At 59.3% G+C, this 17533-nt stretch carries 31 protein-coding genes; 12 read left to right on the forward strand and 19 right to left on the reverse strand.

Annotation, left to right across the window (positions count from 1 at the left end; all coding sequences use genetic code 11):
* Positions 1-252: 252 nt before the first annotated feature.
* From BBJ66_RS08420 to BBJ66_RS08500, 19 genes are all read right to left on the reverse strand, one after another.
* Positions 253-654 (reverse strand): hypothetical protein, encoded by a 402-nt coding sequence (locus BBJ66_RS08420; RefSeq protein WP_071086249.1) that lies wholly within the window; start codon positions 652-654, stop codon positions 253-255.
* A 45-nt stretch (positions 655-699) separates the two neighbouring features.
* On the reverse strand, positions 700-876 hold the full coding sequence (locus tag BBJ66_RS34730; RefSeq protein WP_161492669.1) for a hypothetical protein: 177 nt from the start codon (positions 874-876) through the stop codon (positions 700-702).
* 9 nt (positions 877-885) lie between these two features.
* Entirely contained in the window at positions 886-1152 is a 267-nt protein-coding gene (locus BBJ66_RS08425; RefSeq protein WP_071086251.1) for a pyocin activator PrtN family protein, read from the reverse strand.
* Positions 1149-1595 (reverse strand): hypothetical protein, encoded by a 447-nt coding sequence (locus BBJ66_RS08430; RefSeq protein ID WP_128146169.1) that lies wholly within the window; start codon positions 1593-1595, stop codon positions 1149-1151. Before BBJ66_RS08430 ends, BBJ66_RS08425 begins: the two co-directional genes overlap by 4 nt.
* Entirely contained in the window at positions 1596-1865 is a 270-nt protein-coding gene (locus tag BBJ66_RS08435; protein WP_071086254.1) for a hypothetical protein, read from the reverse strand.
* On the reverse strand, positions 1862-2068 hold the full coding sequence (locus BBJ66_RS08440; protein WP_071086256.1) for a helix-turn-helix transcriptional regulator: 207 nt from the start codon (positions 2066-2068) through the stop codon (positions 1862-1864). The genes BBJ66_RS08435 and BBJ66_RS08440 overlap by 4 nt, the downstream gene beginning before the upstream one ends.
* The gene (locus BBJ66_RS08445) at positions 2069-2455 is read right to left on the reverse strand and encodes a hypothetical protein (RefSeq protein ID WP_071086258.1); all 387 of its coding nucleotides are present in this window, start codon (positions 2453-2455) and stop codon (positions 2069-2071) included.
* A gap of 3 nt (positions 2456-2458) precedes the next feature.
* Positions 2459-2770, reverse strand: a complete 312-nt coding sequence (locus tag BBJ66_RS08450; RefSeq protein ID WP_071086260.1) for a hypothetical protein — start codon at positions 2768-2770, stop codon at positions 2459-2461.
* Positions 2767-2895: a hypothetical protein gene (locus tag BBJ66_RS35610; protein ID WP_274534069.1), complete on the reverse strand. Its 129-nt coding sequence runs from the start codon at positions 2893-2895 to the stop codon at positions 2767-2769. Before BBJ66_RS35610 ends, BBJ66_RS08450 begins: the two co-directional genes overlap by 4 nt.
* Entirely contained in the window at positions 2892-3395 is a 504-nt protein-coding gene (locus tag BBJ66_RS08455) for a hypothetical protein (protein WP_071086262.1), read from the reverse strand. The genes BBJ66_RS35610 and BBJ66_RS08455 overlap by 4 nt, the downstream gene beginning before the upstream one ends.
* A 107-nt stretch (positions 3396-3502) precedes the next feature.
* On the reverse strand, positions 3503-3739 hold the full coding sequence (locus BBJ66_RS08460) for a hypothetical protein (RefSeq protein WP_071086264.1): 237 nt from the start codon (positions 3737-3739) through the stop codon (positions 3503-3505).
* A 58-nt stretch (positions 3740-3797) separates the two neighbouring features.
* Positions 3798-4082 (reverse strand): hypothetical protein, encoded by a 285-nt coding sequence (locus tag BBJ66_RS08465; protein ID WP_128146168.1) that lies wholly within the window; start codon positions 4080-4082, stop codon positions 3798-3800.
* Positions 4083-4175: 93 nt separating this feature from the next.
* Entirely contained in the window at positions 4176-4403 is a 228-nt protein-coding gene (locus BBJ66_RS08470) for a hypothetical protein (RefSeq protein WP_071086268.1), read from the reverse strand.
* Positions 4400-4612, reverse strand: a complete 213-nt coding sequence (locus tag BBJ66_RS08475; RefSeq protein WP_071086270.1) for a hypothetical protein — start codon at positions 4610-4612, stop codon at positions 4400-4402. Before BBJ66_RS08475 ends, BBJ66_RS08470 begins: the two co-directional genes overlap by 4 nt.
* A complete protein-coding gene (locus BBJ66_RS08480) occupies positions 4605-4925 on the reverse strand; it encodes a hypothetical protein (RefSeq protein WP_071086272.1) in 321 nt (106 codons plus the stop codon). Before BBJ66_RS08480 ends, BBJ66_RS08475 begins: the two co-directional genes overlap by 8 nt.
* A complete protein-coding gene (locus BBJ66_RS08485) occupies positions 4922-5758 on the reverse strand; it encodes a hypothetical protein (RefSeq protein WP_071086274.1) in 837 nt (278 codons plus the stop codon). The genes BBJ66_RS08480 and BBJ66_RS08485 overlap by 4 nt, the downstream gene beginning before the upstream one ends.
* A gap of 4 nt (positions 5759-5762) precedes the next feature.
* A complete protein-coding gene (locus BBJ66_RS08490; protein WP_071086277.1) occupies positions 5763-5972 on the reverse strand; it encodes a hypothetical protein in 210 nt (69 codons plus the stop codon).
* On the reverse strand, positions 5969-6733 hold the full coding sequence (locus BBJ66_RS08495; protein ID WP_071086280.1) for a hypothetical protein: 765 nt from the start codon (positions 6731-6733) through the stop codon (positions 5969-5971). Before BBJ66_RS08495 ends, BBJ66_RS08490 begins: the two co-directional genes overlap by 4 nt.
* Positions 6730-7407: a hypothetical protein gene (locus BBJ66_RS08500; RefSeq protein WP_071086551.1), complete on the reverse strand. Its 678-nt coding sequence runs from the start codon at positions 7405-7407 to the stop codon at positions 6730-6732. The genes BBJ66_RS08495 and BBJ66_RS08500 overlap by 4 nt, the downstream gene beginning before the upstream one ends.
* Before the next feature lie 403 nt (positions 7408-7810).
* On the opposite strand from BBJ66_RS08500, the gene BBJ66_RS08505 reads away from it, so the two are divergent.
* From BBJ66_RS08505 to BBJ66_RS08560, 12 genes are all read left to right on the forward strand, one after another.
* Complete coding sequence (locus BBJ66_RS08505; RefSeq protein ID WP_071086282.1) at positions 7811-8374, forward strand: terminase small subunit; 564 nt, start codon at positions 7811-7813, stop codon at positions 8372-8374.
* Positions 8375-8379: 5 nt separating this feature from the next.
* Positions 8380-9864 (forward strand): terminase, encoded by a 1485-nt coding sequence (locus BBJ66_RS08510; protein WP_071086283.1) that lies wholly within the window; start codon positions 8380-8382, stop codon positions 9862-9864.
* Between the two features lie 76 nt (positions 9865-9940).
* On the forward strand, positions 9941-10237 hold the full coding sequence (locus tag BBJ66_RS08515; protein WP_071086286.1) for a hypothetical protein: 297 nt from the start codon (positions 9941-9943) through the stop codon (positions 10235-10237).
* Between the two features lie 7 nt (positions 10238-10244).
* A complete protein-coding gene (locus BBJ66_RS08520; RefSeq protein WP_071086288.1) occupies positions 10245-10481 on the forward strand; it encodes a hypothetical protein in 237 nt (78 codons plus the stop codon).
* 3 nt (positions 10482-10484) lie between these two features.
* Positions 10485-10781 carry a hypothetical protein gene (locus tag BBJ66_RS08525; RefSeq protein ID WP_071086290.1) on the forward strand — a complete coding sequence of 99 codons (297 nt, stop codon included), beginning with the start codon at positions 10485-10487 and terminating at the stop codon, positions 10779-10781.
* Between the two features lie 3 nt (positions 10782-10784).
* Positions 10785-12470, forward strand: coding sequence for a portal protein (locus BBJ66_RS08530; protein ID WP_071086292.1), 1686 nt, complete (start codon positions 10785-10787; stop codon positions 12468-12470).
* Positions 12470-12826, forward strand: coding sequence for a hypothetical protein (locus BBJ66_RS08535; RefSeq protein WP_244511631.1), 357 nt, complete (start codon positions 12470-12472; stop codon positions 12824-12826). The genes BBJ66_RS08530 and BBJ66_RS08535 overlap by 1 nt, the downstream gene beginning before the upstream one ends.
* Positions 12810-13622 (forward strand): hypothetical protein, encoded by an 813-nt coding sequence (locus BBJ66_RS08540; RefSeq protein WP_244511632.1) that lies wholly within the window; start codon positions 12810-12812, stop codon positions 13620-13622. The genes BBJ66_RS08535 and BBJ66_RS08540 overlap by 17 nt, the downstream gene beginning before the upstream one ends.
* 24 nt (positions 13623-13646) lie before the next feature.
* Positions 13647-14666 (forward strand): major capsid protein, encoded by a 1020-nt coding sequence (locus BBJ66_RS08545; RefSeq protein ID WP_244511633.1) that lies wholly within the window; start codon positions 13647-13649, stop codon positions 14664-14666.
* Between the two features lie 67 nt (positions 14667-14733).
* Positions 14734-15144, forward strand: coding sequence for a Bbp16 family capsid cement protein (locus BBJ66_RS08550; RefSeq protein WP_071086301.1), 411 nt, complete (start codon positions 14734-14736; stop codon positions 15142-15144).
* The gene (locus tag BBJ66_RS08555) at positions 15137-15589 is read left to right on the forward strand and encodes a hypothetical protein (protein ID WP_071086303.1); all 453 of its coding nucleotides are present in this window, start codon (positions 15137-15139) and stop codon (positions 15587-15589) included. The genes BBJ66_RS08550 and BBJ66_RS08555 overlap by 8 nt, the downstream gene beginning before the upstream one ends.
* A 71-nt stretch (positions 15590-15660) precedes the next feature.
* On the forward strand, positions 15661-17499 hold the full coding sequence (locus BBJ66_RS08560; RefSeq protein WP_244511634.1) for a hypothetical protein: 1839 nt from the start codon (positions 15661-15663) through the stop codon (positions 17497-17499).
* Positions 17500-17533 lie beyond the last annotated feature (34 nt).

Here is a 17533-nt window from a genome sequence, read left to right on the forward strand (position 1 = left end):
CAGATCGCAACATAAACTCAACAACGAAAACAACAAAACTACGGAAAAGCAATGAGTTACAAGGGTAGAAAATTCGCGGTCGCCCCGATGATCGATGGGGCATACTTTCGAAATTATCACATATATTTCAGATATTTAATCGCAGTAAGTCGTTGCATGTTACAAATTTGTTATAAGGCCCTTGCCTGAATGCCGGCAAAGAAAAAGGCCCGAAGCGTTTCCGCTCGGGCCTTTAGTGTTGGCAGTGTCGGGCTATTCCTGGCGCTTCTCAACCGCTGCCGCGATTTCAGCGAAGTCCGGCGGCGGCGGATCATTGCCGCCGATGGTCAGCCACAGCGCCATGTAGTCGGCGGCCTCTGCCGGCCATCCTGCATCCTGGAAGCGCTTTTCCCAGACGGCTTTTGAGAAACCGCGAAACAGTTTCAGGGCCCGCTGTTCTTTGCTCATGGTGCACTCTCCCGCCGCCGGCTTGATTACCGTCGTCATAATGTAAGCGCCGGCCTCGTCTCGTGTCCATTCACTGTGTGCCGTCACCTGGGCGCCTATCTCGGCTTCCGCCTGGGCAACAGCTTCTCGAAAACGGCGGCCGGCTTCAAGATATGCGCTGTTGTCGCGCCTCGGCATGCGGAGAAATTCGGAATAATCAGCCGCCATGGGAAAATCCCTTCTCCCACACAGGGAGCCCCACCGCGGTATCGATTACGTGAGCCCATCGGGATTCTCCCCGGGCGGTGGCGGGCATGCAACCTCCTGCTCGGCCCGCTTGATGGCTTCCTGTGCGTCGTCTGAAGCCATAACGAAATCATTCCATCCGCCGGCAGCGTAATAGCTATCTCCTGCGAAGACGAGATATTGTTTGCCTTTGACATTGGTCACTGCGGCCCCTTATCTCCTGCCGTGAAGTTGGTCGCATTCCTTGCGGGCGGCCTCCCGGCGCACGTCAATCCACGCGGCGAGGTCGTTGATATGTATGCCGCGCGCGCCCTTCTGGCTACTCTCGATGCGGAGAAGAGGAATATCAAGACTGCCGTCATCCGCCTTCCGCGTGAACTGGAGCGGGGTTAGATGCTGGAAATAGTCGCGGCAAACCGTCTCCAGGGGGATGACGGCTGCGCCGTTGTACTGCGCCATGAGAAGGAAAGTCGTATTCATCGGGCGGCCTCCTTAAGGTATGTGCCGATATAGTTTCCTGCCAGCCAATTGCCGGCGCGTGCCTTGGCGTCGATGCCGCCAAGCGTGTTCGGTTTCATGGCGAACATCTTGGTTGCGATCTCCTCGCCGGCCTTCAAAATCGCTTCGATCGCGGCCGCCTCTTCTTCGATCGTGGAATAATCCGGCATCGCCTTAAGCGCCGCGTCGGCGACCTTTGCCGCCGCGTGCAGATCCTGCCGAAGCGCCACTAGCTCGAAATCGTCTGGGTCGAGCGGCTTGCCCTCCTCCAGGATCTCGGGGTGGCTCATGCCAAATGTTGCGGTAGTTAGAAGCTCCCGCATCGTTTCGTTCACTGCCCTTTCCATGGTGCGCCGCCAGCGCTCCAGGTTCTCCCAATCCCCGCCGTGGGGAAGCCCGTTCGGATTAAGGGTAAGTTCGAACATTTACGCGCCGGTCCTTATCTGGGCTACCAAGAGCCCTATGCTGCGGTTGAGATATTCACTGCCTCTCAGGCCCGCCCGCCAGTTGTCGACAAGATCGGCGCAACGCACCCGCTCTGCCTCAACTGCCGGGTCTATCGCGGCCTCTACGGCGCTCTGCCATTCCTCGCGCTCTGTCAGGATTGCTTTGGCAATGGCCTTCTCTGTGTCGAAGCCGGCGGAAAGCTGCGCGGCCCTGACGAGAGGTAAAAGCTCCTCGGGGATTTCGTTCACTGAATCCATCCCTTGCGCATGGCGTGGGCGACAAGCGAGGCAGTCGTATCGCCTGCGCCGATCCGTTCGCGGACGCGCTGCATGGAGCTGTGAATGGTGCTGATCGGCGCTCCGGTTTCCCTGGCGATCTGCTTGAGCTGCCGGCCGTTGGCGAGCGCCTGGATGATTTCAACTTCGCTCTTCTTGAGCGGGCAAGCACGCATTTACAAATCCCTTCGGTAGGTAACGCCGTTAATAATGAGTATGTCAGGGGGGGTGATCAAGCTGGAATGGGATTTTATTCCCAATTCTTTGATACATGCGCTGATATGAGGCTCGGAATCCTCATTCTCGACATCCCGGCAGAAGCGAACCCATGGGTTTTCTTTCCTACCGTTCCGCGGCCGCTCGGAGATTTCGAGGCGGCCGTTGTATTCGCGAACGAGAATGACCTTTTCGAGAACATCGCCGGCTGCGAGAGATCCGGCCCAGAAGCGTTGTGCCGCCTTGCGGGCCTGGGTGCCGTCCGTGGGGCGCTCTTTGCGTGGCGGCTTAAAGACGATCGCGCCATTCCTTCGAATGAGCGCGACCGATGCGTAAATGCTTGCCATGGATTATGCGGCCTCTTTCGCGGTCATCTTCTCGACGGCGTCGGCCCATTCGAGGGCGGCATGCTGGCCGTCCGTCGTCTTGTCGTCGTAGAGAACTTCCCGGATTGCGCGGAAGATCTTTGCCGAGAACGAGCCACCGCAATCGTGGGGCGGACGGTCAAGCCACGCGTCCCCAAGCTTGATGTCATCGACCTGAAAAGTCTCGATTTCGTCGCCATTGGGAGCGAGGTCGGCGAAGCCGTAGAAAAGCGCGCCCTCGCCGAATTCGGGGAGCTTCAATTCTTCGAAGTGGTAGCGAACGGAAACATTGGTCATCGGCGTGCGATCTCCTGATTGATTTTGTCTTCGCGAATGACCTGGGCGTTGTACTGGATCGCCGAAAAGGTCATGAGGCCGGCGGCGACAATGGCGCCGACGATGTTGATGAGGGCGCGGCTCATTCGCTGCGCGCCTTGATTTCGGCGATGAAGGTGCGGCCGAACGCCTGGATGGCCTCATTGGAGAGGTTGCCGACGCCCTGGGCGAGATGCAGGGAGAAATGCCCTTCGTCCGCCGTGCCTGCCTGCCCAAGGGCGAGCGCCGCCGCAATGAATGCCTCGCGATAGTTCCGGATCTCGCGCGCTTCACGCTCAACCTGCCGCATATAGTCCGCCGCCTGCTTGTCCAGGCGGGCGCGCTCGATCAAGCCGCGATCGGCGATGCGCTTCTTGACCTCGGCGATGATCGGCGAATTGGTCTTATTGTGGGCGTCAAGGTAGCGGGTTTCAAACCAGCCCTCGGCTTCAAACGGGATGCTGATCGGCGGGTTCTTGTAGAGTGTGCCGTTGACCAGTTCGCCGTTCACGTCCAGCCACACATGAAAGCGGAAATCGCCCTCTTCCCAGGTGGCGAAAAACAGCTCGTTGGTATGCATCTCGACTTTGAAATTATTCAGTTTCATTGCGCTGCCTCCTTGTCGGTTTCGATATCCGGCGATGCGCGACCGTTGCGATCTCAACAGAAATCGCAACACTACAGACGCGCGAAAGCGCCGGATGCCGAAGCCGGCTAGGCTGAAGTCACGTCGTTGACGCTCGATACGACATCTTCCAGGCTGCTTATCACCTCGTCCAGCCCATCAATCGCGACCTGCGCCACGTCGCCCTTGTCGCCGTTCTGGAAGCTCTCGGGCATGTTGTCGTAGTAGTAGTCCTGCTCTTCGTCGCGGCAGGTTTCCAGGATCGATTTTGCTTCTTCGATCATGGCGGCGGCTCTTGCGATTTCCTTGCGGCGTTCTTTGTTCATGGCCTGCGTCTCCTTTGATGCGGTTGGCAGAAGGCCCGAAGGCCCTCGCCCAACCGCGTCAAGACAGCAGGCGGCTGAATGAGTTGTCGGGATACCAGCGATAGCGATCAATGAGCGCATCCTTGTATCCACGAACATTCAGGGTATCGCCGCGGCCGGCCGTGACAGCGATGCGGTTCCGATCGCTAAGAGGCGCATCAGGAGTGGGGCTCAATTCGCCCTTGGATGCGAGATGCTGGCCGAGATGCCAAGCAATGGCGGCCGGGCTTGTTGCGATATACGGGCAATCATTCTTGCCGGAAATGAAGCCTTGATATGCTTCCAAGGTGAGTACTGTTGCCACTTGCAAAACTCCGTTGCGTTGTTGTGATAAAAACAACATAGACCGGCTTATATAAGCCGGTCAACAACAAAGTGTTGCGATACGCAACAATTCTCAATAAGGATCGCAATAGGTCGGAGGATCGAAAAGCGAACCTTCAACGAAGGCTTGCGCGAAAGCGTCAACGCTCTGGAAGCGCTGAAGCTTCCGCTTGTCGCCTGGGCGAAGGTAGACCGTATATATCCGACCGTCCGCGCCCCGAAGTGAACCGCATATGGCGGCGGCGACTGTTGCGTTGCTCTGGATAAGGTGCTTGGCGTTGATGTTGCGATGCAGGCTCAAGAGCGTGCCTCCCAGGCTGCGCAGTCGAGCATGCTATAGCTCTCCATCTGCGAAATACGCATGTCGGCCGTCATCGCGTCAACCCATGCCGGGTCGCCCGGCTCAGGCTTCGGCGTCTTCGCCATAGTGACCGGGTGACCGCAACTCACAAAGTCGCAGCCGGCGATGTTCTGATAGGTGTTGTGCTTGCAAGAGCGGCAATCAGACATTGGCTCGCTCCTCCCTGTTGGTGCCGGCGGAAACCGCCACGCGCATCATGCGCTCACCGTCCCAGACATGCGGCGGCATGCCTGGGTGGCAGATAATGACCTTGCCGCCCCAGCGCACGGCGTCCACGTCGGGCGAGGATCTGACCGGCAAGGTGCCGTGAGCATTCCAGGCCAGCCAAGCGCCGTGCACGCAAGAATCAAGATACCCGCCGTCCTGGTCGCGCTCTAGAATGTCGTCTTCGTCGGCGCGGTGGGCATAGAAGGGCTGAGCGAAAATGAACTGTTCGAAAGTTTCTCTGTTGTGGTCGGTCATAGCTCTTCCCCCTGATTGCCGTCTTCTAAGCGCGGTGCCGCCGAAAGCAGCGTGTTGTAAATGTCCGTGGCGTTGTCGCGGAGAGTGGAGCCGTACTCGACGGGGATTTGCGTCAAGGCGTCCCGCATATCTTCGGTGATGTACTCGGGCACGAGCTGCCAGCCCTGCGGCGGATCCGTCCGGCCGTCCTGCAGGCCGCGTTCATATCCAAGGTTCTCGGCCGCCTCGGCCTGTTGGCTGGCGCGGGTGACGATATTGTAATAGGCGTTCCATCCCTCAGTGCTCTCGTTGTGCATCGCCGATATCGCCGTTTGCGCTTCCGCCTCGGCCCGGCGCAGTGCCTCAAGCATGCTGCCCTCGGCGCCGGCCTTGATCTTGCATGCCGGCTCGCTCGTTTCATCGCAGCCGAAGTGCAGCGCGGCTTGGCGCTTGTCGGTGAATACATCGTCGCAGTGGAAGCAGCGCCATTCCTTCGGGGTTGGCTTGGGCGCAGAATAATAGGCGGTGCAGGCGTACCCGCGATCCCGCCAAATCTGCACCATGTCGTCGTTGGTTTCTATGCGGCCGCTCGACCACTCGCCGGGAGGAGCGGCGCAAAGCCAGACTCGGCCTTCAGTTGGCTTCGCCGCCGGCTTCTCTACTTTCGTGAATCTGCCGGTCATCGCCGATGCCATCTCGGCAATTATCACGCCAGATCCGCCCTCCGTCTGCATGGCAGCAACGGCGGCTTCAGATATTATGATGATCTCTGCTGATGTCAGCGGCCGGACGGCGCCGGTCGCATGCAGAAGAGTGATGACGGTTTCAACCGCCTGTTGGGGATTGTCGGTCAAGGCTTTACTCCTTCACTGAGATGGGCGGCAGGCCAATGGCAGCGCGGCCCGCGTTGGTGATGTTCCCGCTGAAATCCGTCCATCCGTTGCGACGGCAGACGAGATTGGCGCCGCTCCAGCCGCCGGACTCCGATCGGTTTTTCGGGTAGTGGGTGCGGATGCCGGCGGCGTTTTCGAGGATCTTCTTTTGCGTGGGGGTTGGCTTCTTAGTCATGGTTTCTCCTCGCAGAAGATTCCGCACTCAGGAGACACAAGACTTTTCATGGGCCGGCCCTTGGCGTCCGGCGCAAGCTCGTCCAGGAAGATGCGCTTGCGCTTAACGCGAACCAGCTTCACACCCAGCGCCCGCGATAGTGCCGCCCGCTCGGCGAAGGTATCCGGGTACACATTACGCGTGAGGTTCCAATAGGTCGGGCTTTCGGCCTTCACGCAACCTCTGCAATTGGCGTTGTTGAAGCCATCAAGATACGCCTGGGGCAATCGGATGGAGGCATCAACAAGGATCTGAATGCATTTCTCTTTGGTTATGCCGGCGTCGATCAGGATAGGCAGCACATTCGATCTCTCAGTGAGAACGAACCGATCAAACCGCTTCTTTTCATCGGCGGTGAACCCAAGCACATGCCATTCGGCGTGGTGCTGCTTCTCCCAGTGTTGCCGGGCCTGCTTCTTCAGACCACGCGTGCAGGCGGCGCCGTGTATGCCGGACATAAAGCGCTCGGCCTCCCAAACGTCGTGTGCGCTGGAAGTCGGCCACTCCGGGTTTACGACGCTTTCAATTGGATGCTCCAGCCAGTTCGACACGTCGGCGAGAAACCGGCGATTGTCGGGACCTTCCTCTTTCACTGGATTATTGAGAATGCGCACATCGTGGCTGCTTTTGTACTGTTCGAGCGTTAGCTTTGCGGCCACGGCGCTGGCTGCTCCGCACGAAAACCATACGGCGATTATCGGTTTCCTTTCGCTTGCCGTCATACCGCCGCCCTCCTCATGAATAGATCGCCCTGGGCCGGAAGCTCGCCCCACTGGTCGGCCATCGCTTCCGCGATACCAGCAAAGAAGCGGGATCGTTCGTGGCCGGATTTGCCTTGGTGGAAGTAGTATCGGTACGGCTCGCCCGCCCGCGGCCCCGAACGGCGGATGCAGTATTCAGGCTCGGGAAGCGGGACTATCTTTGTGGGCTCAAGGGCCGGAAGGTTCTTCAGCCACAAGCAAATCTTCTTCTGCAGCGGTTCTCCGAACTGCCATGGCGCCACTGTTTGCGCCGGCGGGGCATAGCCATCAATCCGCGCCTTGGCGTGCCGATGCATCACCGGGTTCTCAATGCAGATGCGATCGATAGGCGCATTCCAGAATGCCGAAAACAGGTCGGCCGCGGCATCAAGCTCGCGCCACATCTGTTCGATCGTCTTGCCCTTCGGCGGCGTGCTGAGCCACGATATCCCGCTATTGCAAAGCCGCGTGCACGGTGGATGCGCCACGATCAGCAAATCCCACCCATCATGAAGGATGTCGCGGGCGTCGCCGATAATATGCTTATTGCTCCGATCTTCGGCCGGGATAAGATCGCAAGACCATGCGTCATGCCCCCGTGCCGTGAATGCTCTGCGAACGGTTCCTGAGAACTCGCACGCAACCAAAACTCGCATCTCCATGTTGATCCTCGTTGCTATAATCGCAACAATCACAATACACCACGCAACAACTATTTCCAGCGGAATTTTCACTGATTAGTGAGGGCTAGTGTAGGAATATGCTCCTATTCTATAGGCTAAGTCTTTGATTGTGTTTAAGTGATGCACTTTCCCTATAAAAACCTGTAACAAATTAAAAATGGTCGGTATCCTGGCATTTATATGCCTCTCAATGATGCTTTCTATATATGAGAGTTTTTTAGGCCTCAGTGCGTCACTTAAACACTTTCAAAGGCTTAGGTATGAAATAGCAGCATTTGTGCGTCACCAAGCCCTCACCAATTGGCGCATCAATAGCAACGTTCATCGCAACAACCATCGGGCCGGTATTTATCGCCGAAATAGAGGCGTTAGGGCTATGGACGATTTCACCGCTAATTTGACCGCTAAACAGGCTCGGTTTGTTGAGCAGTATCTTATTGATTTGAATGGAACTCAGGCCGCAATTCGCGCGGGATTTAGGAAGCATACGGCGCATCAAGCAGCTTATGAATTGCTGAGAAAACCTGAGATTATAGCTGCAATTGAAGCCGCCAAGCTCGCCCGCTCAGAACGCACTCAGGTTGACGCGGATTGGGTGCTTAAGCGCCTCGCTGATGAAGCCGACGCCGATATGGCCGATCTGTATGACGATGACGGCGATTTGCTGCCCGTTGAGGATTGGCCGTTGATCTGGCGGCAAGGGCTGGTTGCCGGCGTAGACATTGAAGCGCTCTACGCTGATGGCGAGGAAGGCGAAGGCCGGAAGATTATCGGCCACGTCAAGAAGCTCAAGCTCGTAGACCGAACGCGGCGCCTGGAACTGATCGGCAAGCATGTGAAGGTGAACGCCTTCCAAGAGACTGTCGAGCTGAAGGGATTGAACGCCCTCGCCGATCGCCTGGAACGTGCGCAAAAGCGTCTCGATAGCGAGGAAGCTTAGGCGCCATGGCCGCAACGCCAAACTTTAATGAAAACGCGCTGATCGACCTTGCAGCCTCCTGCCGGTATTCGCCTAAGCGGTGGTCGCGCGTCGCCTGGGATTGGGGCGTGGGCGAGCTGTCCGAATACGACGGGCCGCGCCCCTGGCAGGACGATATCAACGATATCATCGGCGCCCATCTCGCAAATCCCGAGACGCGCTATCAGCCGCTCCGCGTCTCCGTCGCCTCGGGCCATGGTATCGGCAAGTCGGCAGAGATGGGCATGCTGTCCAATTGGGCCATGTCCTGCTTTGCGGATTGCAAGATCGTCACCACGGCGAACACTGAAGGCCAGCTTAGGACGAAGACGGCGCCGGAAATCGGCAAGTGGTTCCGCATGTCGATCACGTCGCATTGGTTCGACGTGCAAACCATGTCGATCAAGTCGCGAGATCCGGAGCGCGGCGAAAGCTGGCGGCAGGACTTCATTCCCTGGAGCGAGCACAATACCGAAGCCTTCGCCGGCCTTCACAACAAGGGCAAGATCATCCTCTTGCTCTTCGATGAAGCGTCGAAGATCCATGACAAAGTCTGGGAAGTGGCCGAAGGCGCGCTTACCGACGAAAACACGGTGATCATCTGGGTTGTCTTCGGCAACCCGACGCGCAACAGCGGCCGCTTTCGCGAGTGCTTCCGCAAGTTCCGCCATCGTTGGGCCGGCCGGCAGATAGACAGCCGAACCGTGCCCGGCACCAACAAGACCTTCCTGCAACAGCTCGTAGACGACAACGGCGAAGATAGCGATATCGTCAAGGTTCGTGTCCGCGGCCAATTCCCGAGTCAATCAGCCATGCAGTTTATCAGCGCCGACGACGTGGACGCGTCTCAGAAAGTCCACCTTCGCAAAGAGCAATACAGCTTCGCGCCCGTCATCATCTCGGTTGATCCGGCATGGACTGGCGACGACAGCCTTGAAATCATGCTGCGGCAAGGCCTCTATTCGAAGTCGCTCGCCACGATGGCGAAGAACGATAACGACGTGCACGTTGCAAACATTATCGCCCGGCTTGAAGACGAGTATCAGGCGGATGCAGTCTTCATCGACGCGGGCTATGGAACGGGCATCTATTCGGCCGGCCAAGTCATGGGCCGATCGTGGCGCCTCATCTGGTTTAGCGGCAAGGCCATCAACCCAGGCTATGTGAACAAGCGCGCCGAAATGTGGGGCACGATGAAGGCATGGCTCAAGGCCGGCGGCGCCATCGATCCGAAGGATGAAGTCCTTTATCAAGACCTGATCGGGCCGGAAACCGTGCCGAAGCTTGACGGCAAGATCCAACTCGAAAGCAAAGAGGACATGAAAGAGCGCGGCATTCCATCGCCGAACCGTGGCGACGCGCTCGCCCTGACGTTCGCCGAACCGGTCGCCAAGAAGGTCCGCGCTATCGGTGCGCTCGGCACGATCTCGCCGCACCATGTTGAAGTCGAGTACGACCCGCTCACCGGCTGACGCGATTTCACAGCAACAACCATTCGTCCGCAACGGTGCTCGCAAGCACTCAACCGGACGAATGGAGCGCCGCCAAATGTACGACGACAGACAGCCGACCTGCAGGCTTTCGACTGACTCGCAGTCGGTCAAGATCGCCCTTCATCAGAACATCGCGACCAACGGCCGCTGGTTCTGCCTCATGCTCTTCCTGATGTGCATCAGGCTCGGGCTTATGCGGCTTGCGCTGCTTTCCGCCCTGCCTGTCGGACTCTCCGTCATCGTTGACCAGCTTCCGGCCGGCGCCCTTCGCAGCTTTCTGAGCGCCGTTGTTTATGGCGTGACCGTTGCCGCCGCGCTCCTCCTCCTGATCGTCCTCATCATCCTGGGATAACCCGCCAATGTGCATGTTCTCTTCTCCGAAAACGTCAACCGCTGAAGTCACGCCGCCCGTCGAGTATGCGCAGCAGAAGACGCCCGACTATGCCGCCGCCGAAGGTACGGCCGCCCGTCGCGCGACCGACAAGGCCAAGGGCGCCACGAATACCGTTCTCACGTCGCCGACCGGAACAGGTGCGCTTGCCCCGACCTCGTCGCCCACGCTGACCGGGGACAAGAAGACGCTGCTTGGAGCCTAAGCCATGTGCACCTTGCAGCGTCAAAACGGCTTCTACTCTGCGATGGCGGGGATGGGTGACAAGAATGGAAACCCGGAATTTGCCAGCGCAGTCCGTAGCAAGATGGTCAATGAGCCCGCGGCTTCATCCGCGGCCGCCGCTCCGGCTCTGGCGCCGGCCGGCCGTCAAGCCAGCAGACAGACAGGAACGTCCAGGCAGAACGCCGGAACTGCGCTCGGCGGCTCGACAATCCTCACATCTGGCGGCGGCCCGGCACTGACCGCCGCCGCCGCTGACAAGAAAACGCTCCTGGGGCAATAGTTCATGGATAATCTTCGGCTCTTAAACGAGACGCAAATCACCTATCACCGTCGCCGGCTGGAAGAGCTGAAGAAGATCCGCCAGCCATGGGAGGCGGAATGGTGCACGCTGGCCGAATATATCGAGCCGACGCGCCTTCGCCTTTCGTCCACGCCGGAAGGTCCGCGCTCTCGGGCGAAGATCATCGACGGCACGGGCACGCATGCTTACGACACGCTGAAATCAGGGATGCATTCGGGCCTCACGTCGCCCGCCCGCCCCTGGTTTCGGCTGACGACGTTCGACGCCGGTCTTAAGAAGGTCGATGCGGTCAAGGTCTATCTCGCTGCCGTGCAAGACAAGATGCGCGAAGTCTTCGCGGCTTCGAACATCTATCGCGCCTTCCATATCGGCTATGGAGATCTCGGGCAGTTCGGCCAATCGTGCGCTATCCTGGTCGAAGACAGAGATACCGTGATCCGGGTGCAGCAGCTCGTTCACGGCCGGTTCTGGATCGCTCGCGACTATAAGGGCCGGGCGACGACGCTTTACCGCGTATTCCGTTGGAGCGTGCAGCGCATAGTTGAGCGCTTCGGATACAACAAGGTTCCGAACCGCGTCCGCCAGCTTTACGACACTTCGAAGTATGGCGAATGCTTCGATATCTATCACGCTATCGAGCCGCGTTACGATCGCGACCCCGACAAGATCGACAAGCGCAATAAGCCGTTTCTCTCGAACTACTGGATGGATGAAGAAAACAGCCAGTTGCTTGAGGAAAGCGGCTTCGACGGCAACCCGATCATTGCGCCGTCCTGGGAGCTTTCCGACGACAATCACTATGCGTTGTCGCCCGGTCAAAAGGCGCTTGGGGATATCAAGATGCTGCAGCTTGAGCAGAAGCGGAAGCTTGAAGCGCTCGATAAGCAGTTGCGCCCACCGATGACCGGGCCAACGTCGATGAAAAATCATCCGGCTTCCCTCCTGCCGGGCAGCATCACCTATGTCGATGATCCGAACCGGATGGGCTATCGGCCGGCAATGGAAGTGCGCTTGAACCTATCCGATCTCCGCGAGGACATCGGCGAAGTGCAGGAGCGCGTCCAGCGGTTTTTCTTCGCGGATCTGTTCTTCGCTATCACCAACATGGAAGGCGTGCAGCCGCGCAACCAGCTTGAGCTTACCAAGCGCGATGAAGAAAAGCTCTTGCAGCTCGGCCCGGTCCTGGAAAACGTCTTCGGCGATCAGCTCGGCCCGACCATCGATCGCACCTTTGACATTCTCGCGGCCCGCGACGAACTGCCGCCACCGCCGCGTGAGCTTCGCGGGCAAGAGCTGAAGGTCGAATATATCTCGACGCTCGCCCAGGCGCAGCAAGCTGTATCCACCGGCACGATTGAGCGCGGCGTTGCCTTCATTGGTCAGTTGGCCGGCGCTGATCCTGAAGCACTCGACAAGCTCGACCGCGACGAAGCGATTGACTTGTACATGGATGCGATCGGCGCCCCGCCGTCCCTCATTCGCGCTGACGACAAGGTCAAGGAACTCCGCGCGTCTCGGGCGCAGCAGATGCAGCAGGCGCAAAGCGCTGAGATGGCAGCCACGATGGCGCCGGCTCTCAACCAAGGCGCCCAGGCGGCCGAACTGCTCGCCAGCGCCAATCAGAACCCCAGCGGTAGCGCCCTCCTTCAGCAACTCGGGATTGGATGATGATGGACGATTTTAACGGACAACTATCCGCCCTGCATACCGTCGAACGTGAAGAAATCACGAAGGCGTTTCGCGAAGTCTTCGCCCTCTCGGCAGGCAAGCGCGTGCTGTTCTGGATGCTGGAACAAGCCGCGATTTACCAAGACGCCTTTTCGGGGGATGCGACGAACGCAACGAACTACGTGCTCGGCCGGCAATCGGCGGGGCGACGGCTCATCGAAATGCTCGATACCGTCGATCCTCGTTTCTACCCGGCCCTGCTCATCGCCATCGCCGATTTGAAATCAACCGATTTGGCAATGGCCGCGAGCCTAGCCAAACGCCAAGAAGGTGAAGAGCATGATGTTGAGGCATAGGCATAGCTGGCTGGTATCGACCGCCGCTTTTCTACTGGCCGCGGATGGCCTCGGTTCCGGTGGTGGCGCCGGCTCCGAAGTTCCGACCACTCCCGAATCCGTTCTGTTTCCGACCGAAACCCAGCAGCCTGCCGGGACCGATGCCGGCGCCGGCAAAGGCGATGAAGTCACGGCGCAGCCCGGTGCCGACTGGAAGGAATACGAAGCCGACCCCTCCAAGAGCGCGGAAGAAAACGCGACTCTCAAGGCCGCGCATGACGCCACGAAGCCGAAGGAAGGCGACGGCAAGAAGGAAGCCGATCCGCTCGATACCGTGCCCGATGACGGCAAGTACGCGCTGACGATGCCCGAAGGCGTCGAGCTGGATAAGGAATTGGTCGATGCGCTCGGCTCCAATTTCAAGGATCTGGGCTTGACCACACGGCAGGCGCAGCAGCTCGCAGACAAGTTCATTGAGGTTCAGACCGCTCGCGGCAAGGCATCGGCCGAAGGCTGGGCAAACCGCGTCCAGGGCTGGGCCGACGACGCAAAGAAAGATTCGGAGATCGGCGGCACGAAATGGGATGGCAGCGTGAGCGCCGCCCATCTTGCCCTCTCCAAGCTCGGGACGCCCGCGTTGAAGGAATATCTCAACGCCAGCGGCGGCGGCAATCACCCCGAACTCATTCGCATTTTCGCAAAAGTCGGATCGATGATCCAGGAGGATAACCCCCCGGCAGGCGGTGCAGGCGGCGACGGCAGGAAGGCCGATCCCGCGCACGTCCTGTTCCCCAACGACACCCCGAAGGGCAAATAAACTATGGCTATCATTGGTAGTAGCGTGCCTACCCTCATCGACGCCCATAAGGCGTCTGCCGAGGGCATTGTTCTCGAACTGCTCGCGCAGAACAACCCCGTCCTCAAGGATGCGATTGCAACACAGTGCAATCTGAAGGGCATTCATCGTCACTCGATCCGCACCGGCCTGCCTACCGCAAGCTGGGGCCGCCTCTACAAGGGCGTGCAGAAGTCGAAGAGCACGATGCAGCAGGTGGACGATACGACGGGCTTCCTGGAAGCGCGTTCGGAAATCGACACCCGCCTGCTGAAACTCGCGCCCGATCCGGCCAAGCAGCGCCTGGTAGACAGCGCGCCGTTCCTGGAAGCGATGAATCAGGAAATGGCGACCGGCATTTTCTACCACAACACCGACACGTCGCCCGAAAAGTTCAAGGGCCTGTCTCCGCGTTTCAGCGCCTACAACACCAACGTTCCCGACCCGACCCGGCCGAACGCGGCCAATCAGGTCATTCACGGCGGCGGCAGCGGCAGCGACAATACGTCGATCTGGTTCGTCACCTGGGCCGATCACGCGACTTCGCTTCTCTATCCCGAAGGCACCAAGGCCGGCGTCGAGGTCATGGACAAGGGCGAAGAGCCGGTCAAGGATGACAACGGTGATACCTTCTACGCGAAGGTGACGGCGTTCGAATGGCATACCGGCGCATTCGTCAAGGACTACCGGTACAATGCCCGTATCGCCAACATCGACGTGTCCGACATGCTCGCCGGCAACGTGGATCTCTGGAAGCTGATGCGGCAGGCCTACTACCGCCTGTTTACCACCTACGGCGTGAACGCCAAGGGCGGCCGCACGGTCTGCTACATGAACCGTCAGGTTATGGAGATTCTGGAAGAGCAGTCCACCGACCGCGGCCTTACCGCGGCTCGCGCGAACACTGTCAGCCTGAAGACGGCGAATGTTGAGGGCGAGGAAGTCACCACCTACCGCAACATGCCGATCCGCATCGCCGACTCGCTTCTGAACACGGAAGCGGCGGTTCCGTCCATCGCCATCTAATCGCCATCCAAAACACCCCGTCGCCATTCACGGCGGCGGGAAGGCTCTTTCAGCAAAGGAAAACCTCGTGATTTTCGACAATCAAAGCATGCTCTCCAATGCCCAGGCGATCACGGCAACGGCGGCATCCAGCAACACGCTCGACCTCGGCCCGATCGCGTCTGGCGTCGTTCGCGACATCGGCAAGGGAAAGCCGATCCCGTTCCGGCTCCAGGTCGTTGAAAGCTTCAACAACCTCACATCGCTCACCATCGAACTCCAGACCGACGACAATTCGGGATTCACCTCGGCGAAAACCGTCTGGACGCAAACGGTGCTCCTGGCAAACCTCACGGCCGGCAAGGTCTTGCTGCCCGAATGGGTGCCGCGAGGCACGGACGAAAAGTACGTTCGCCTCAACTATACCGTCACGGGCACAGCGCCCACGACCGGCAAGATCACTGCCGGCGTAACCATGGGGAACCAGTCGAATGGCTGAAGTTATCGCCAACACCAAAGGCTATTTCGGCGGCACCATTCGCGAAGCCGGAGAACCCTTCTCGGTTCCCGACGATATCTGGGATGACAAAAAGAAGCGCCCGAAGTGGGTTCGTGTCGATCCCGCGTCCGTCTTCGGCGGCAAGGGCGACCATGACGGCGACGGCTCGGTTGGCGGCTCCAAGCCCTCCATTCCTGCCGGTTCCGTCGAAATCCCCGAAGCGTGGGAAGAACTGGCGGCCGCCGACCGAAAGGCGCTCGCCAAGGCACTTTCCGGGCAGGCCGTCGCCAACGCCAAGGGCGCGGACGCGATCATTTCCGCGGAAGTCGAGAAGCGCACCCCGGCGCCCAAGCTGGCCGGCAACGGCGTCCAGGAAGCGCTTGGCGGTCCCGCCCCGGACTGGCTCTTGCCCGGCGCCCAGGCGCCGCAGCCCGTCACCGACTGATAGGCCAGACACAGACAATAGGGCGGCCATCGTGCCGCCCTTCTCTTTTCTCCCTTTCCGAATAGGCAACCATGGCAGAGATCTACAACCAACAGCGCGTGCTTGGCGTCCACATCGTGCCGGACGGAACCACGATGCACAATGGCCAGCGCGTGATAGGCATTCGCGAAGCCGCGGCCGGAGTGATGTTCACCGATATGCGCCGCGTGCTCGGCGTCGAGGTGCTGACGGGCGGTGAAGTCATTTATAACGAGCAAGTCGTTCTCGGCGCCGTGATTATCACGGATAACCGGACGATGTACAACGGGGCGCAAGTTGCGCCTGTCAGCGGCAGCAGCTCACGCCCCGCATGGACACCGGACCCGGATAGGTACATGCCGGCCGCCACTGGCACGCGTTGGCCATCGGGAAGCACAGCAACGCCGTGGACCTACCAGACCGGGCTGAACTATCAGTGCTCCAAACTTTACTTTGGTTCACCTGATTATCCGACCAATGATTTTCTTGTCCCGTTCGTTGGTTTCCAGCTAACGGAAGGCGGCAACGCGCCCCAAGAAACTCAGTCTCCCGCTACCGACATGCTGATTGATGAAGCTTTTTTCATCCATCCGGACGGAACGGAATCCCCGATCTTGTTTGGCGGCAACGCGGCGGCGACTGTCACGGCGGCGACTGGCATTGTTTACGGCCAAGTTACGCTTCCCGCGGCCTTGCCGGCGTGGTCGATATTCGGCATTCGCACGGTTTACCACGGCGCCGTTGGCAATGCCTTTTGCGCTGCCTATCGTTGTCAGCGCCACCGCGGGGAGAAATATTGGGGGGCGGCCGACCTTGCGTCCATTCGTGCCCTGGCGGCAGCAAACGGGCCATCAACGGCGGCGCTCGACAGTGACGCGCTTTACAACACGACCGGCAACGCCACCAATTCGCAACAAATGGCCTACGGTCCGTGCATGGTTCTTGCCAAGGGCTGGGACGGCCGGCCGGTTCCCCTCGTCTTGGCCGACAGCTTGCTTGAGCGTCAAGAGATTGCAGCATCTGCGGATGCGCGACGCAATATGGGTATCGGCCGGCGCTGGCTCGATCAACGCGACCCGGTGCAAGGCAGCCTTATCCCTATCGTCATGGGCGTTCCGGGCTCCAAGTCGGCGCAAGAGTTGGCGACCAATGCCCTCAAGCGCTGGGTGATGATCGACGCCATCGCCACCACCTACAACAGCGGCAAGAATATCTGGACGTTCGTTCTTGACTGGTCGGGCCGCAACGATGTGAACGCGACGGCAGCGACATGGGCCGCGGCCAAAACGGCTCTTCCCGGTACGCGTGTGCGCGGTCGTTATGGAGCCGGCACGCATATTGTCGGCGTGACCATCTGGCCTACCGTAGGCTCTACAGATAGCGGTCGCACCGTGGCTGCTTATACCGTGGCGACGCAATGGGGGGCAACGCTGGCGTCTGCAAATGCCATCGTCCTGGCGAGCGCTGTCTACAATAAAACCATTGATGCGTTTCCGGCTTTCATGTCGGACACAGATCCGACCAAACCGCCGGGTGCCGAAACCTTCCCTCTTGGAAACGTGGTCGGTCATCCCGGCAATCAGGACGGCGTGACGACATGGGACACTATGCGACTGCCGACGACGGTGTTGCAAGGCGCGCGCGTCATGTTTGAGTATTCGCCCGGTCTGTTTACAAACCGCACGCTTGTCGAGAAGAAAACCGACTACGGGGACGGCACGGCAGATTTCAGGGTTGCTGAAGTCCTGGCGACAAACGTACAGGATAACGCCATGCTGATGGGTCATGCTTACACGGCGGCCGACTTCATTCACCCCGCGCTCTACCACGTCTTGCGAACCGTGAGCCGCATCCCTCAATCCGAAAAGTCTAAATTCTATCCGGCCGCTTAGGCCAGCGTAGTTCATGCCGACAACCGTTCGCCTC

The organism is Rhizobium sp. RSm-3 (assembly GCF_001854685.1).
Taxonomy (GTDB): Bacteria; Pseudomonadota; Alphaproteobacteria; order Rhizobiales; family Rhizobiaceae; genus Rhizobium; species Rhizobium ecuadorense.

Excerpts from the sequence above, each read along its gene's own strand:
- BBJ66_RS08420 (WP_071086249.1), bottom strand. The coding sequence starts at position 654 with ATGGCGGCTGATTATTCCGAATTTCTCCGCATGCCGAGGCGCGACAAC.
- BBJ66_RS08425 (WP_071086251.1), bottom strand. The coding sequence starts at position 1,152 with ATGAATACGACTTTCCTTCTCATGGCGCAGTACAACGGCGCAGCCGTC.
- BBJ66_RS08430 (WP_128146169.1), bottom strand. The coding sequence starts at position 1,595 with ATGTTCGAACTTACCCTTAATCCGAACGGGCTTCCCCACGGCGGGGAT.
- BBJ66_RS08440 (WP_071086256.1), bottom strand. The coding sequence starts at position 2,068 with ATGCGTGCTTGCCCGCTCAAGAAGAGCGAAGTTGAAATCATCCAGGCG.
- BBJ66_RS08445 (WP_071086258.1), bottom strand. The coding sequence starts at position 2,455 with ATGGCAAGCATTTACGCATCGGTCGCGCTCATTCGAAGGAATGGCGCG.
- BBJ66_RS08450 (WP_071086260.1), bottom strand. The coding sequence starts at position 2,770 with ATGACCAATGTTTCCGTTCGCTACCACTTCGAAGAATTGAAGCTCCCC.
- BBJ66_RS35610 (WP_274534069.1), bottom strand. The coding sequence starts at position 2,895 with ATGAGCCGCGCCCTCATCAACATCGTCGGCGCCATTGTCGCCGCCGGC.
- BBJ66_RS08455 (WP_071086262.1), bottom strand. The coding sequence starts at position 3,395 with ATGAAACTGAATAATTTCAAAGTCGAGATGCATACCAACGAGCTGTTT.
- BBJ66_RS08460 (WP_071086264.1), bottom strand. The coding sequence starts at position 3,739 with ATGAACAAAGAACGCCGCAAGGAAATCGCAAGAGCCGCCGCCATGATC.
- BBJ66_RS08475 (WP_071086270.1), bottom strand. The coding sequence starts at position 4,612 with ATGTCTGATTGCCGCTCTTGCAAGCACAACACCTATCAGAACATCGCC.
- BBJ66_RS08480 (WP_071086272.1), bottom strand. The coding sequence starts at position 4,925 with ATGACCGACCACAACAGAGAAACTTTCGAACAGTTCATTTTCGCTCAG.
- BBJ66_RS08490 (WP_071086277.1), bottom strand. The coding sequence starts at position 5,972 with ATGACTAAGAAGCCAACCCCCACGCAAAAGAAGATCCTCGAAAACGCC.
- BBJ66_RS08495 (WP_071086280.1), bottom strand. The coding sequence starts at position 6,733 with ATGACGGCAAGCGAAAGGAAACCGATAATCGCCGTATGGTTTTCGTGC.
- BBJ66_RS08500 (WP_071086551.1), bottom strand. The coding sequence starts at position 7,407 with ATGCGAGTTTTGGTTGCGTGCGAGTTCTCAGGAACCGTTCGCAGAGCA.
- BBJ66_RS08505 (WP_071086282.1), top strand. The coding sequence starts at position 7,811 with ATGGACGATTTCACCGCTAATTTGACCGCTAAACAGGCTCGGTTTGTT.
- BBJ66_RS08510 (WP_071086283.1), top strand. The coding sequence starts at position 8,380 with ATGGCCGCAACGCCAAACTTTAATGAAAACGCGCTGATCGACCTTGCA.
- BBJ66_RS08515 (WP_071086286.1), top strand. The coding sequence starts at position 9,941 with ATGTACGACGACAGACAGCCGACCTGCAGGCTTTCGACTGACTCGCAG.
- BBJ66_RS08520 (WP_071086288.1), top strand. The coding sequence starts at position 10,245 with ATGTGCATGTTCTCTTCTCCGAAAACGTCAACCGCTGAAGTCACGCCG.
- BBJ66_RS08525 (WP_071086290.1), top strand. The coding sequence starts at position 10,485 with ATGTGCACCTTGCAGCGTCAAAACGGCTTCTACTCTGCGATGGCGGGG.
- BBJ66_RS08530 (WP_071086292.1), top strand. The coding sequence starts at position 10,785 with ATGGATAATCTTCGGCTCTTAAACGAGACGCAAATCACCTATCACCGT.
- BBJ66_RS08535 (WP_244511631.1), top strand. The coding sequence starts at position 12,470 with ATGATGGACGATTTTAACGGACAACTATCCGCCCTGCATACCGTCGAA.
- BBJ66_RS08540 (WP_244511632.1), top strand. The coding sequence starts at position 12,810 with ATGATGTTGAGGCATAGGCATAGCTGGCTGGTATCGACCGCCGCTTTT.
- BBJ66_RS08555 (WP_071086303.1), top strand. The coding sequence starts at position 15,137 with ATGGCTGAAGTTATCGCCAACACCAAAGGCTATTTCGGCGGCACCATT.
- BBJ66_RS08560 (WP_244511634.1), top strand. The coding sequence starts at position 15,661 with ATGGCAGAGATCTACAACCAACAGCGCGTGCTTGGCGTCCACATCGTG.